Raw genomic sequence first — 12,897 nt, forward strand, 5'->3', positions numbered from 1 at the left:
GGAATTGCGTAAATACAAAGGCTTAGAGCGGTTCGGCGATTCCGTGAAACGCTGAACCGCTCTAGTGTCGGAACCATGATGGCGAACCAATGCGGCACGACCGGCTTGTCCTGATATTGCTCTGGCGCGAGCTCGTCGCCGGCCTGCGGGCGATGCGGTGCCGCGATCTCGCCTGGATCGGGCTCGGCGGCGGCGCGCTGCTGGCCTATGCGATCGCCGATATCGTGCTTGCCCTGCATGCCGCGGCGCCGAAATTGCGGGACGACCAGCTCCTGTGGACGCTTGGCCTGCCGCTCACCCTGGCCGTACTCGGGGCGCTCGCAGGCAACGCAGTCGCCAGGCTCTGCCTTGAACGCGCTTTCGCGCCCTTCCTCAAGGCGCTGCCGCTTGGCTCCAGACAGCGCCGCCACATGGCCGGCAGGGCGACGCTGGCGATCTTCGCGCCGCTGGGCGCCCTGGTTGCCGTTTCTGCGGGCTTGGCCTGCGCAGTCATTGGGCAGCCGTTGCCGGCGGCCTGGGGCCTGGGCGCGGCGATCTTGTTTGCCTTGGGCTTCGGCACGGCCGCTCTTTGGCGCCTGCGGCGGCCACGCCTTCTCCTCGATGACGCGGCAAGCGAGGCCGTGTTGGTTGGAAGGCCGTGGCTGCGCCGCCTCGACCGGGCGTGCCCGCGCTGGCTTTCGAGCTGGGCCTGGAAACTGCCGGGCGGCCGTTTGCGGCCGTCATGGAAGCTGGCCGCCGCCAGCCTCATGCTTGCGGTCGCGGCCATCCTTGGCGCATGGGCAAGCCTTGCCGGCCGCACGGCCGGGCCGGCAGCGGTCGCGGGTCTGGCGGGCGGCATTCTTGTCTTCATGCTCAGCCTGCGCTGCCAGCCGCTCGGCTCGCCGGTGCTGCGCACGGCGCCTATCGGCTTCACCCGCGTGTGGCTGCGGCTGGTGCAACTGCCACTGCAATTGTCGCTCGCCTTCTTCCTGCTGCCGGCCGGCGCGGCGCTCGCGGCCGAGCCGTCGGCATGGGCCGTGCCGGTGGCGGGCGGACTCTGGCTGCTGGTGCTGAACGGCGCCTATGCGGTGTTCGGCGCCTATTTCCTCAACGCGCCATTCGTTGCCATGTTGAGCTTCGCCAGCGCGCTCGCCTATGCCAGCTATGAAACGCTCGAATATGGACGCACCGTGCTGATCGGCCTGGCGGCGTTGGTGTTCTTCCTGTGGCATCGGGCCCGACAGAGGTATCGCAATGGATGAAGTCCTCGCCGTCAGCGGTCTCAGCGCCGGCTATCGCGGGCGCGCCGTGGTGCGCGGCATCGATCTCTCGCTCCGCCGGGGCGACATAGTCGGCCTGCTCGGCGCCAATGGCTCGGGCAAGTCGACGCTCATCAGGGCGATCACCGGCCAGATCCCGTTGCTCGGCGGCAGCGTGGCGGTCGACGGCGTCGCGCTTGCCGCCGCGCCGGAGCGCGCCAAGGCCGGCTTCGGCCTCGCCATCGAGCCGCACGAATTGCCGGCGGCACTGTCGGGACGCCAGTATATGGAGCTCGTCGCCTCGATCCGCGGCTGCGCGCCAAACGATCTCCCGAGTACCGATCTGCCGAGTGCCGATCTGCCGAGCGGCGACCTCCTCGAGCGGCTCGAGCTCGGGCGCTGGATCGACCGCCCGATTGCTGAATATTCGCTTGGCACGCGAGCCAAGGTCGCGATCCTCGCGGCACTTCTCGGCCGGCCGCCGCTGCTGATCTTAGACGAGACGCTGAACGGCCTCGATCCGGTCGCGGCCTGGGAGGTGAAACGCGTCATCACCGCGCTCTGCGCGAGCGGCCGTCACGCCGTGATCGTGTCGACCCATGTGGTGGAGGCTGTGCCGGCGCTCTGCAGCCGCGCCGTCCTGATGGCCGACGGAAGCCTGAGCCGGAGCTGGGATACTGCGCAACTGGCCGAGGCAGGCAGGGCGCCAGGCGGCTTCGAGGACAGCGTCATGCAGGCGCTGCGCCTGCTCGCCGCCTGATGCGATCTAAGCCATGGGCAGCATGCGGCGCATGATCAGCGAGGCGTGGCCGCTGACGCCGTGGGCGGTCTCGCGGCGTTCGACCACCTCGAAGCCGTGCTTGCGGTAGAAGGCGATCGCGCGGTCGTTGCCATCGATCACCTCCAGGGCGATCGAGGGGATGCCGGCGTGGGCGGCAAGCACGGCATGCAGAAGATCGACCGCAAGCCCGCTCCCGAACGCCTGCGGCTCGATATGCAGCCGCTCCAGCGTGACGTCGCCTTTGGCGTCCATCGCCGCCATAGCATAGCCGGCGATCGAGCCGTCGGCGCGTTCGGCGACGAAGGACATCTTGTCCTCGTCCTTGAGTTCTTGCGCAAGCTGGTCCGGCGCGTGCCTTTCGTCGGAGAGCCGGGCCACGGTCTCGTCGCCCATGATCGGCGCGTAGGTCCGCCGCCAGGATTGGCCGAGCAGCCGCGACACATCGGCAAGATCGTTCCTCGTCATCGCCCGGATGCGGGTCATGGTCGTGTCCTTGTTCAATCCGAAGATAGGGCGAAGCACGGTGCGCGGCCAACCCCCGGGCGCGCGGAAGGCGCGGATCCAGTCGGTGCCTTTCGGGCGTTCAAGCGGCTATCACGGGCGGCGCAAACGATCCTGCCTGCTCGATAGCCCGCTGCCGGACCGATAGAGGCGGCAGCGGGCCATTGATGCGACGCTGTCCCGCCGAGCAGGAGACACTGCTCACCTTGGTTTAAGCGGGCATCGCCAGGGACGCGACTTACGGATTCGTAAGCTCACTCACGTTGACGTTCCCAGACGCGCCCGGCGGCGCAGCGCCCCTCTCACGCCGCGCGCGTCTCGGCCGGTTTTCCCGCTTCGCGGACACGTCGGCTGAAGACCATCAACTGCCGCGCGGTGTTGTTGCGCAGGCGGCGCAGGCGCCATTCCAGTCCCGTCTCGGTGGTGATGCGCTTGGCATAGATGCTGGCCCGCAAAGCCCTGGTGTCGGCCGCGACCTTGATCGGATCGTCATAGAAGGCGCAGATCTTGTCGGCCGCCATGCCGGGCGTTTCGAGCCAGGCGGGGATATGCGTGGAGCTGAGGCAATCGACATCGGTAAGCACGCGGTGGATGCCGTCGCCTTGCGCAGGGCAGGTCGTGGCGAACGCATCGCCGATGAAGACCACGCCGTCGCGGCGATGGCCCTGTGTCGTCGTCAGGCTGACCTGCCGCACCTCGACCTCGCTGGCGACGGCGAAGTTGCCGCATCGCTGGGCAATCTCCGGCATCAGATCCAGAAGCATCTTTTGCGGGTTCTCGCGGAACGCCCGCACCCACGGGTCGGCCACGGTCCGATAGACGAACATGTTCGCCCGCAGCCGCTCGCCGATCCGGAAGATGGTAAGAAAGGCAATGCGATCGGCAACCCGCCTTGCGTAGAAGGTGAGGGACTGCAGGCCGAATTCCTGCGGCGTGATCGCGAGATCGAACCCCATCGACAGCGAATGCGCCTTCGATTCCTCGATGCGCTCGACGCCGATGGCGCGCCGCACCGCCTCGCTATAGCCGGTGGCCACCACCAGAAGCCGCGCATCGATGACCGAGCCGTCGGTGAGCACGAGGCGCTGCCGGTCCGGCCCGGTCGACACCTCGGCGACCTTGCCCACCGTCAGCGGCACTTCCGGAGGCAGCGCCGCGCGCATGCCGTTGACCAGCGGCGCGTAGGAGAAGGCGTATTCGAAGGTCTGCTTGCGCTCGAACAACTGGCCGAAGCGGAAGACATGGAGGTCGGTCATCGGCGTGGAGAGCGACCTGAAGACCGAGCCGAGGCCAAGCTTCTCGAACAGCCCCATCTGTTCGTCGCGGGTTTTCTCGGCCCTGAATTCGTCATGGTGGACACGGTGCGGATCGATCAGCGCCACCTTGCGGCCAGCCTTGGCGAGCGTTATCGCCAGAACGGTTCCGGCCAGCCCGGCGCCGACGATCGCCACTTCCGCCTCGGTCCTGCCGGGCGGGGCTGCGGGCGTTTCGCGGTTCTCGGTGGTGCTCATTGCTTGTCTCCAAGGCCCGGGGGCATGCTCTCCCGCCGCTGCTTCCAGCGCGGCGCCATTGCCGAACCATCTATAAATTCCAGCCCGCCCGCTTCGTTGAGTGTGTGTAGCTTGCGGCCGGCCCAGCCGGCGCCGGGATTGAGGATCGTCTCGACGACCTGTTCGAAGCCGCCCTCGTCGAGACGCGTGACCCGCGCGATGCCGAGCGCGGCGCCATAGCTCCTGCGGCAATCCTGGACCGGACGCAGAAGCTGCCCGCCGCGGTTCACCATGCGCCCCGCCGAACGCGCCGACGCGATGTCGATCAGCAGCGGGTTCTTCGGATGTGGTGTCCACGGCCCGCGGAAATCCGGCGCCGACCACAGATGCAGCTGGTCCGAGAAAGCGCCGCCGCCGTCGCGCACGGTGGCGAACATCCACCAGCGCCCGCCATGCTCAGTGAGCGTTGCGTCGCTGGCGACGATGTCCGACAACAGCGTCGCTTCCTTGACCCAGCCGCCCGGGAAGGCGGTGGCGCGGTAGAGATCGACGCTGCGGTTGGCGCCGCTTTCAGGCACCATCCACATCTCGCCGTCGCGCTCGAACACGAAGGGGTAGGAGAGGTGGTAGGGCAGTTCCAGCACCGGCTTCGGGGTGCCTGCCGGTCCGTTCGGCCCGAAAGCCACCGCCGACAGGATCGCCTTGCCGGTGCGGTGGATGTAGTCCTCGACGAACAGCGTCACCTGGCCGCGGTAAAGCACAGGGAACGGATCGGCGTAGAAGCGGCTGCCGTCGTCGGCGAGGTCCCGCCAGCCCGATTGCGGATGGGCGCGCAGTTCGTAGAGGTCGCTGCCTCCGGTCTCGCGCCAGCCAACCCGCCAGTGCGGGGCGTTGTAGCACAGATGATAGATCTGCTGGACGATGCGCCGCGCCGTCGCCTTGGCGGCCCGCACGCCGAGCTTCGTGGCCGATGGCATGGACGGGGACGACGCCCCGGATGGCGGTTCGGGCAGCACAGGCAGGTGCGAGCGCGCGGCGCCATTGACCGCCGCCACGATCAAGCTGGCCGTGCGTGCCAGCATGTCCTGGAAGGATGCCAGCGCAATGCCGTGATATTCGGTGCCGAGCCGCCCCTCGGCGACAACAGCGCCGTTCTGCTCCAGGCGGGCGAGCGGCGTGCCCCCGGCAAGGATGAGCGCCAGCAGCGCTTCCTCGCCGCAGACGCCGTCATAGGCGAGCCGCCAGACCTGTCCGCCTTGCGGCTCGACGTCGCCGACGAGGTCGATGGTGAGATCGGCCGGCTGGGACGCCCTCGCATGGCCGGCCAGCATCGAAATTGGCACACGCCTGGCCGTCCCATTGGCGGGCAGGCGGTGGATAAGCGTCTCAAGCTGGAACAGCGCTTCGGCCGCCTGCGGCACACCGCCCGCCGCCGGACGCGCGTCGACGCAAAGCTCGATACCGGGCAGCCGCGACAGCCTTTCGGCCAGCGCGACATGGAAAGCGCGCACGCGATCGCCGTCGAGGCGCAGGTTCAGGCGCATGGCCCGTCCCCGGGCGACTCGCCTCCGGAGCCGGCAGGCAGGCCCGCCGGTTCTAGTTCCCGCCGCATGCGCACGATGTCTCAAATTTCAGCTGCACCTAATTTCCACCGTGTCGGTGCAAACTTCGTGCCAGGGCAGCCCCAATTTATGAACATAATTAACAGTGTTTTAATCGTTGCCGGGAATAGCTAGGCCAACGCCGCATTTCTCGTCTTGCCGGCCGATGGAGCGTTGTCGGAGCGACCTTTGCAACCACCCCTGCTCATGGTGCCCCAGCAGAACGCTCCGGAGGCGGTCGCGCCGGCGCCAGCCTATTACGCGCCCGCACCGGCGCCAGCGGCTGCCACGGTCGAGCTTGGCGATCTCGGCCGCATCCTGCTGCGGCGCCGCTTCCTGATCCTCGCTGTCACCGCGCTGCTCACCGGATTGACGCTTGTCTACACCATGCTGACGCCGGCGCTCTATTCCTCGACGGCGCAGATCATCGTCGATCCCGAGGACCTCCAGGTCGTCACCAACGACGTCAATCCGAGCCGCATCTCGCCCGACGGCGGCATCACCCAGGTCGAGAGCCAGGTCAGCGTCGCGCAGTCGAACGGCGTGCTGCTGCGCGCGATCAAGGCGGAGAACCTCACCGAGGATCCGGAGTTCAACGGGCAGGGCGTTCTCGGCCGCTGGATGGGCGCGCTCTTCGGCGGCAATGGCAGCGACAGAACGGCGACAACGCTGGATTCGCTGCGTCGCGTGCTCGCCGTGAAGCGCGACGACAAGGTTCTGGTGCTCAACATCATCATCACCGCCAAGAGCGCGCAGAAGGCGTCGGACATCGCCAACGCCATCGCCAACGCCTACCTTGCCGACCAGGCCGACGCGCGCAAGGAAAAGGCGGCCAAGGCCTCCGAGGCGATCACCGCGCGGCTCGACGAACAGCGCAAGCGCGTCGAGCAGGCCGAGAATGCGGTCGAAGCCTACCGCTCGCAGCAAAACATGGTGATGGCCCAGGGCAATCTGGTGAGCGACCAGGAGCTGACCGGGCTCAATGCCGAGCTGACCGCCGCGCAGGCGCGCACCCAGCAGCTGAAGGCGCAGGTCGATCAGTTGCGCAGGCAGGGCAGCGCGCCGGACGCGACCTCGGAAGCCACGCGCTCCTCGACGATTTCGAGCCTCAGGGCGCAGGAAGCGGCGCGGGTCGACCAGATCGCCCAGCTCGGCACCGGGCTCGGGCCGCGCCACCCCTCGATGATCGCCGCCCAGCAGCAGCTGCGCGACCTGCGCGTGCTGATCCAGCGCGAGCTTGGCCGCATCGTCACCGCCGCGGAGACCGACTATGAGCGGTCACTGGCCAACCAGCAGGCCCTGCAGGCCAAGGTGGAGGCGCTCAAGTCGAAGTCGCTCGATACCGACCAGGCTTCGGTGCGCCTGCGCGAATTGCAGCGCGACCTGGACGCCGTGCGCACCGTCTATGCCAACTACCTGCAGCGCGCCCAGGAAACACGCGAGCAGACCAATGTCGACAGCACCAATGCCCGCATCATCTCCTATGCCATGCCGGCGCTGAAGAAGAGCTGGCCGCCGAAGGGCCTGCTTGTCTTCGGCGCTGTGTTCGGCGGCCTGGCGCTGGGCATCGGCATGGCGCTGATCGCCGAATATCTTTCGCCGACCGTGCTTTCCGCCAACCAGATGCAGTCGGCCATCGAGGCGCCGGTGCTGGGCGTGCTGCCGGGCCGGGGGCGCCGCCGCTCCGGCGCTGCCGCCCAGAAGACCGACGCCGTGGCCGGGCTGGCGCTGCAGCGCATCGCCGCCGCCACCAGGCGCCCGGCCGACTGGCCGCTGGTGCCCTCGATCCTGGTGGCGTCGCCGCCCGAGGACAAGGTGCAGCGCTCGAGGGTTGCATGGCAGCTTGCCAACGCGGCGGCGGCCAGGGGCCGCCGCGTGCTGTTCATCGACATCAATGCCGGCAAGGGCCAGAAGGACCCGCAGCCCGGCGTGCTCGACGTGCTGCGCGGCGAATATCCGCTCGACGCGGTCAGCCGCTATGCTCCCGGCAGTTCGGTGGCGCTGATCGGCAGGGGCCGGCCGGCCGCGGTGTTCCAGGAAGCGCAGGCGCTCTATTTCGCCCACCGCATGCTGGCCGAGGCCAATCGCAGTTTCGAGCTCGTCGTCATCGACGGCGGCGCGCTGGCCGACGACCTCAACGTCCTGCCGCTGGTCGCCATGGCTGACGAGATCCTGCTCGTCGCCAGGCTGAACGCGACGCCGATGCGGGACGTCGCCTCGACCTCCGAAGCGGTCTCCGTCATGGGACGGTTGCCGACCGGCGCCATGCTGGTCGACGAGGCGGCCTGACATGGCCTCGATCCTGGCGGGTCCCGCCCGGCCTGTCCCGGCCCCGGGCTACGGCATGGCGGGCCCGAGCACTGTTCCGGTCGACACGCTGACCCGTCTTGGCATCACCGTGGCGGTGCTGCTTCTGTTTTCCATCTCGGGCGGCATGCTGTGGCTGGCCGGCTACAATTACGACGGCCTGCAGGGCAGCCCGCTGAGCAAGATCCACCCGTCCACCTATCTCTTCGTGCTCGTCTTCGTCTGGCGCGCCTGCACCTTCGGCAATCCGGTCGGCTACGTGGTCCATGTCACCAACAAGCGGCCGGCAACGATGCTGATGGCGGTGATCTCGACGGTGCTTCTCTTCGTCGTCATCCTCAGGCAGCGCCCCGGCATGGCCGGCATGATCGACACGTTCGTCGCACCGGCGCTGGTCGTGCTGCTGCTTAGCGAGGACGATGAGAAGACCTTTGCCCAGCTGCGGATCGTCATCCATGCGGTGATGACGGTGAACGCGCTGATGGCACTGTTCGAGTTCGGCACCAAGCATCTGGTGTTCCCCTACAGGTTCGACGGCGCCGTGTTCGTCAATGATCTGCGCTCCACCGCGCTGCAGGGGCATCCGCTCTCCAATGCCACGGTCACTTCGATCTATGTGCTGTCGCTGCTGTCGGGTTCGCGCTCCCTGTCGACGCCGCTCAGGCTGGCGCTTGTCGGGCTGCAGTTCTGCGCGCTGGTCGCCTTCGGCGGCCGCTCGGGCATGGTGCTGACGACCCTGCTCGGCGGCGTCTATTTGCTGATCCAGGGCCTGGCACAGCTCAGGACCGGGCGTGTCAACCTCTTGGGTGCCGCCCTGGTGATCATGCTCGCCGCGCTGCTGCCGCTGGCGATCGCGCTCGCCGGCTATTACGGCTTCTTCGACGCTCTGCTCCAACGTTTCGTCTCCGACAGCGGCAGCGCCAATGCCCGCGTCGAGATGTTCGACCTCTTCAGGCATCTGGAGCTGCGCGACCTGATCGTCGGACCCGATGTCGACCTGCTCGACAGCATGCGCCGCATCGGCGGCCTGGAGCAGGGCATCGAGAACCCGATCCTGCGCCTGACGCTCTACCAGGGCGCCTTCTTCACGCTTCTGATCTTCTTCGGCTTCGCGCTGTTCATGCACGAGGTTGCGCGCCGTTGCCACCCGGGCATCTGGCTGCCGATGCTGGGCTGGCTCATCCTGCTCAACACCTCCGAAAGCATCGCCTCCAAGACGACGCTGATGACCAAATTCGTGGTGATCGCGCTGGCGCTGTACAGGCCGGCGAAGGAACGATCAGACAGTTTCCTTAAGCCTCTCCCTGGCCGCCGCAGCTAGAAACGCAGACCTGGTGACACCCAGTCGATGAGCTGCTTCGTCGATGTCGGCCAGCAGGCCTGCATCCAATGAGATATTGGCCCGGGCCGGCCGGCCATAGTCGCGTATGAGGGGGACCGAGATCAAAACGGCGCCATCGGTCAAGGCCGATCGTACCGCCTCATCGGCCATAAGCTCGTCCATGCTGCGAGGGCGGGGAGCGTCACGACCCTCCGCCAGTTCTTCAGCCACCCATTCAGCCAGAGCCGCGGTTGCGTCCTTGAATGCCTCATCCCGGTTTTCCGATTGGGCCACGCAGCCTGGTGCATCGGGGAACGACACACCGACGATGCCGTCCGCGGCATCCACGAGTGCGATATAGCGAGACATGTCCTGGTCCTATGTTCTTCGTTGCCTTGCTCTTGATGGAGCGTGGTGAGGAGTCGGTATTATTCCCAGCCCGCCGCTTTTGCGATTGACCGGGCTACCAAGGGCGTCACCGTCTTGTGCCGGGGAACCATGATCGTCGGCATCCCGGCCTTCTTGTATTTGTCGTGTTTCGAGCCGCCGACAAGCTGCCAGCCCTCCCGTTCCAGCCGAGCCTTGATCTTGGTGGTGTTGGTCTCCGGCACAAGGATTCCTTGGGAAGCTAACGTGCAATTATTTGCACAATTTGCACGACCTATCAACGAAAATGCGCAAATAGATGTACATTCTGGCTGCCCGGCGGCGAGCGATTGGCGGCGGGCGCCGTTCATCACCCGGAGCAGAACAGGGCGACCGAGCACAGCCTTTACGCATTGGCCGCCACCCCGCTCGCCTCATGCCTCCGCGTCCCAAGCAACACCAGCGGCACCGCGACCAGGTTGATCGCTATCACCGACAGCCAGATGGTGATCTCGCAAGAATGCACCGGTCTCCCACCCACCGGCTCCCGCATCAAACCAAACGCTTGGAACGGTTTGGTGATTCAAAAAATCAAGTTGGCGGCATCGTCAAGCCCAGCGCCTCGACCATGGCGGGATCGAGAGCGCGAGTGGTGTCGTCCATCATGCCCATGCCGTCGAATAGGTCCCAGAACGCCCAGGGAAAGCCGGCGGCTTCGGCGCTCTGCCGCACATCGGCGATGTAGCGGACGCGGTCGGGATTGGGCGCGGCGGTGTAGCGGGCGTCGGTGCGCAGCGCGCCGAACTCGCCCATGATGATGCGCCCGGGCGCGATGCCATGGCCGTCCGCCCAGTCGCTCATCTGCGCGAGGTAGCCGTCGATGAAGCCGCGGTCGGGCTGCGCGTCGAAATAGACTTTCAGCACCTTCTCGGTCTCGGCATAGGCGGCCTTCTTGGCTTCGTCGGACCTCTCCGTATCCTCAGCCATCCTGGCCCGGACCGAGGCCAGCGTCTGCTCCAATGAGCCCGCCGAGGCTGGCCACGGCACGTTGTTCAGCGCGCGATAGACCGGCTCGCGCATCCATGGCGCGCCCTGATGGCTGAACAGGTAGGGTTCGTAGAAGTGGAAGGTGAACAGGATCGGCTCGAATTCCGCCAGCGGCGCCGGATCGAGCGCGGTGAGGCCCCGCACCATCGAGCCGCAGCCGCCGGTGGTGAGCAGCGGCAGGTCTTTCGCCGCGCCACGCGCGGCGGTCAGCAGCGCTGCCTGCACCTTGGGCCACACCTCGGAAGAACAGTCCTGCGGCGGCTCGTTGACCGGCTCCAGCGCGACCCCGCCGGGCGCTATGTCCTTGAGCATGCCCGCCACGTCGGCAACGAAGGCCCGGTAGCGGGCGAATTCCGGCGCGCCGGTGCTGGAAATCATGCGCTCGGGGTTCCAGTAATGGGTGGCGCCATTGGCCTGCACGTTGACGATGACGCCGAGATCGGCGGCCAAAGCCGCTTCGACCGCCGCGCTGAGCATCGCCATGAGGTCGGCGCGTCGGTCCGCATCGGCGACCAGGAACGGGCCCGGATCGACAGGCAGGCGGATGAAGTCAAGCCCGCTGGCGCGCAGCCGGGCAAGGTCGGCCGGCGTCGGCACCGGCCGCTGAGACTGGAAGGGCGGCCAGTCATAGTCGGTGCGGGGCGCGGGGAATTCGCGCGTCAGTGCAAACCATGGCCAGGCGTTGACGCCGCGCCTGAAAGGCCATTCGCCGGCGGCGCGCGCTTTAGATACAAGCGGCGGGACCGCCAGCGGCGCCGTCGCCACGGCCAGCGCCGCGCCGAGCAGACGGCGGCGAGACCAGCCGGTCATGCGTGCCCAGTCATGCGTGCCCCAGTCATGCGTGTTTTGCGCGGTCGGCCTTCGCCGGCGCGGCCGTGGCGCCGCCGAGCTGCTGCAGCGCTTCCTTCTCGTAGGCGCTGAGCACGTCTTCCCAGCGGAAGGCCTCGCGGGCGCGTGCCCGCGCCGCCTTGCTGCAACGCGCCACCAGCGCGTCGTCGGCCAGCGCCGTGTCGATCCGTGCGCTCAGGCTGTCGGTGTCGTTGAAGTAGATCGCCGCCTCGCCGGCGACCCAGCGGTTGTAGCGGTTGTCATGGGCGATCACCATGTTGCCGGCAGCCAGCGCCTCAACCAGCGAGGGGTTGGTGCCGCCCACAGTGTGGCCGTGCATATAGGCGCGCGCATGGTAGCGCAGCGCCTTCACGGTCGCCTGGTCGTAGATCGCGCCTGGCATGATCACCGTGTCGCTCGCTGCCTCGCGCACGGCTCGATGGTAGGGGATCTCGTCGTTGAGCGTGCCCAGCACCACCAGCTTCATGTCGCTGCGATCGCGGCGGCGGAAAGCTTCGATGATCGGCAGGATGTTGTTGTCGGGTTCGATGCGCGCGATCGAGACCAGGTATTTGCCGGGCTCGAGCCCGAGCGCGCGAACGGGTTCCTCCGGCGCCGAGGTCACCGGGTCGGCCCCATAGGCGATGGTGGTGATGGCGCTGCGCGGCCGCCGCGTCGCCAGATGGTCGGCGATCGCCGGGTGGTCTGCGATAAGCCGTTGCGACAGCCAGGCGCCGATCCATTCGTTGAGCCAGAACCAGGCGCGCGCCGCCGGCCCCCATTTCGGCCGCCGCCACTCGATGCCGTCCATATTGGTGATGATCCTGCGCCGCATGAGCCTGAGCCAGGTCAGGAACACCGCGCCGTTATAGCCGAGCACCAGGCACACGCCGGGGCGCCTGGCGGCATCGAGCACGCATTGCCAGTCGAACTCCAGCGTCGCGCGCGGCCCGCTGGAGGCGACCTCGATGGTGATGAGCTCGATGCCGCGCCAGGTGTCGCTCGTCACCCTTTGGCCGACGCGCTCGACTTCCTTCTGGCAATAGACGCCGACCTTCCAGCCGCGTCCGGCCAGGAAAAGCGCCAGCCGCTCGGCGAAAGTCTCGAAGCCGCCGTGGGAAGCCGGAATGCCGCGTGTCCCCAGGATCAGGATCGAAGGCTTTTCGATCGGGTTGGAAGATAGTTCCGGTTTCAAAATAAAAGGATTCCCCCGGGGTCCGGTCATGGTTGTCGCTATGTCAATGACCGCCCAGCAACTTCCGTGCCAGGGGTACCCCCAGGGTGGATACTCGCATGAAGGTGTAAAATTTCTCTTCAGAGCGCGGGGCTTGCTTCATTATCGGTCAACCTTCGCGACGTATCTGTGTCGATACGGGGCACGGTCGGGTACCAGGGCCGCAGCAGGGCAATCAGGAAG

12 protein-coding genes are annotated in these 12,897 nt (G+C 67.1%); 4 read left to right on the plus strand and 8 right to left on the minus strand.

The window, feature by feature from the left end; all coding sequences use genetic code 11:
• Positions 1 to 89 precede the first annotated feature (89 nt).
• Positions 90 to 1,241, plus strand: coding sequence for a hypothetical protein (locus tag EJ068_RS28535; RefSeq protein WP_127250993.1), 1,152 nt, complete (start codon positions 90 to 92; stop codon positions 1,239 to 1,241).
• Positions 1,234 to 1,998, plus strand: coding sequence for an ABC transporter ATP-binding protein (locus EJ068_RS28540; RefSeq protein WP_127250992.1), 765 nt, complete (start codon positions 1,234 to 1,236; stop codon positions 1,996 to 1,998). The genes EJ068_RS28535 and EJ068_RS28540 overlap by 8 nt, the downstream gene beginning before the upstream one ends.
• Positions 1,999 to 2,004: 6 nt before the next feature.
• On the opposite strand, the gene EJ068_RS28545 is transcribed toward EJ068_RS28540, so the two are convergent.
• The 3 genes from EJ068_RS28545 to EJ068_RS28555 all read right to left on the minus strand — a co-directional run bounded on the left by EJ068_RS28545 (position 2,005) and on the right by EJ068_RS28555 (position 5,554).
• Positions 2,005 to 2,502, minus strand: coding sequence for an N-acetyltransferase (locus EJ068_RS28545; protein WP_127250991.1), 498 nt, complete (start codon positions 2,500 to 2,502; stop codon positions 2,005 to 2,007).
• A 320-nt stretch (positions 2,503 to 2,822) separates the two neighbouring features.
• Positions 2,823 to 4,031 (minus strand): NAD(P)/FAD-dependent oxidoreductase, encoded by a 1,209-nt coding sequence (locus EJ068_RS28550; RefSeq protein ID WP_127250990.1) that lies wholly within the window; start codon positions 4,029 to 4,031, stop codon positions 2,823 to 2,825.
• The gene (locus EJ068_RS28555) at positions 4,028 to 5,554 is read right to left on the minus strand and encodes a formyl transferase (protein WP_127250989.1); all 1,527 of its coding nucleotides are present in this window, start codon (positions 5,552 to 5,554) and stop codon (positions 4,028 to 4,030) included. The genes EJ068_RS28550 and EJ068_RS28555 overlap by 4 nt, the downstream gene beginning before the upstream one ends.
• A 246-nt stretch (positions 5,555 to 5,800) precedes the next feature.
• Here EJ068_RS28555 and EJ068_RS28560 point away from each other — a divergent pair, with 246 nt between their 5' ends.
• Both EJ068_RS28560 and EJ068_RS28565 read left to right on the plus strand, forming a co-directional pair.
• A complete protein-coding gene (locus tag EJ068_RS28560; protein ID WP_127250988.1) occupies positions 5,801 to 7,900 on the plus strand; it encodes a Wzz/FepE/Etk N-terminal domain-containing protein in 2,100 nt (699 codons plus the stop codon).
• A 55-nt stretch (positions 7,901 to 7,955) separates the two neighbouring features.
• Positions 7,956 to 9,239, plus strand: a complete 1,284-nt coding sequence (locus tag EJ068_RS28565; RefSeq protein WP_245463496.1) for a VpsF family polysaccharide biosynthesis protein — start codon at positions 7,956 to 7,958, stop codon at positions 9,237 to 9,239.
• Here the strand turns inward: EJ068_RS28565 and EJ068_RS28570 are convergent.
• From EJ068_RS28570 to EJ068_RS28585, 5 genes are all read right to left on the minus strand, one after another.
• Positions 9,198 to 9,608 (minus strand): type II toxin-antitoxin system HicB family antitoxin, encoded by a 411-nt coding sequence (locus tag EJ068_RS28570; protein ID WP_127250987.1) that lies wholly within the window; start codon positions 9,606 to 9,608, stop codon positions 9,198 to 9,200. The genes EJ068_RS28565 and EJ068_RS28570 overlap by 42 nt on opposite strands.
• 59 nt (positions 9,609 to 9,667) lie before the next feature.
• Positions 9,668 to 9,850: a type II toxin-antitoxin system HicA family toxin gene (locus tag EJ068_RS33525; protein ID WP_245442571.1), complete on the minus strand. Its 183-nt coding sequence runs from the start codon at positions 9,848 to 9,850 to the stop codon at positions 9,668 to 9,670.
• Positions 9,851 to 10,011: 161 nt separating this feature from the next.
• Positions 10,012 to 10,146 carry a hypothetical protein gene (locus EJ068_RS33765; RefSeq protein ID WP_281059005.1) on the minus strand — a complete coding sequence of 45 codons (135 nt, stop codon included), beginning with the start codon at positions 10,144 to 10,146 and terminating at the stop codon, positions 10,012 to 10,014.
• Between the two features lie 50 nt (positions 10,147 to 10,196).
• Positions 10,197 to 11,462, minus strand: a complete 1,266-nt coding sequence (locus tag EJ068_RS28580; RefSeq protein WP_127250985.1) for a cellulase family glycosylhydrolase — start codon at positions 11,460 to 11,462, stop codon at positions 10,197 to 10,199.
• A 25-nt stretch (positions 11,463 to 11,487) separates the two neighbouring features.
• Positions 11,488 to 12,675, minus strand: coding sequence for a DUF1972 domain-containing protein (locus tag EJ068_RS28585; protein WP_245463263.1), 1,188 nt, complete (start codon positions 12,673 to 12,675; stop codon positions 11,488 to 11,490).
• Between the last annotated feature and the right edge of the window lie 222 nt (positions 12,676 to 12,897).

This window comes from Mesorhizobium sp. M2A.F.Ca.ET.043.02.1.1, assembly GCF_003952405.1.
GTDB lineage: Bacteria > Pseudomonadota > Alphaproteobacteria > Rhizobiales > Rhizobiaceae > Mesorhizobium.

What these genes read in the sequence shown, in the direction of transcription:
- EJ068_RS28535 (WP_127250993.1), top strand. Translation starts at nt 90, where the DNA reads ATGCGGCACGACCGGCTTGTCCTGATATTGCTCTGGCGCGAGCTCGTC.
- EJ068_RS28540 (WP_127250992.1), top strand. Translation starts at nt 1,234, where the DNA reads ATGGATGAAGTCCTCGCCGTCAGCGGTCTCAGCGCCGGCTATCGCGGG.
- EJ068_RS28545 (WP_127250991.1), bottom strand. Translation starts at nt 2,502, where the DNA reads ATGACCCGCATCCGGGCGATGACGAGGAACGATCTTGCCGATGTGTCG.
- EJ068_RS28550 (WP_127250990.1), bottom strand. Translation starts at nt 4,031, where the DNA reads ATGAGCACCACCGAGAACCGCGAAACGCCCGCAGCCCCGCCCGGCAGG.
- EJ068_RS28555 (WP_127250989.1), bottom strand. Translation starts at nt 5,554, where the DNA reads ATGCGCCTGAACCTGCGCCTCGACGGCGATCGCGTGCGCGCTTTCCAT.
- EJ068_RS28565 (WP_245463496.1), top strand. Translation starts at nt 7,956, where the DNA reads ATGGCGGGCCCGAGCACTGTTCCGGTCGACACGCTGACCCGTCTTGGC.
- EJ068_RS28570 (WP_127250987.1), bottom strand. Translation starts at nt 9,608, where the DNA reads ATGTCTCGCTATATCGCACTCGTGGATGCCGCGGACGGCATCGTCGGT.
- EJ068_RS28580 (WP_127250985.1), bottom strand. Translation starts at nt 11,462, where the DNA reads ATGACCGGCTGGTCTCGCCGCCGTCTGCTCGGCGCGGCGCTGGCCGTG.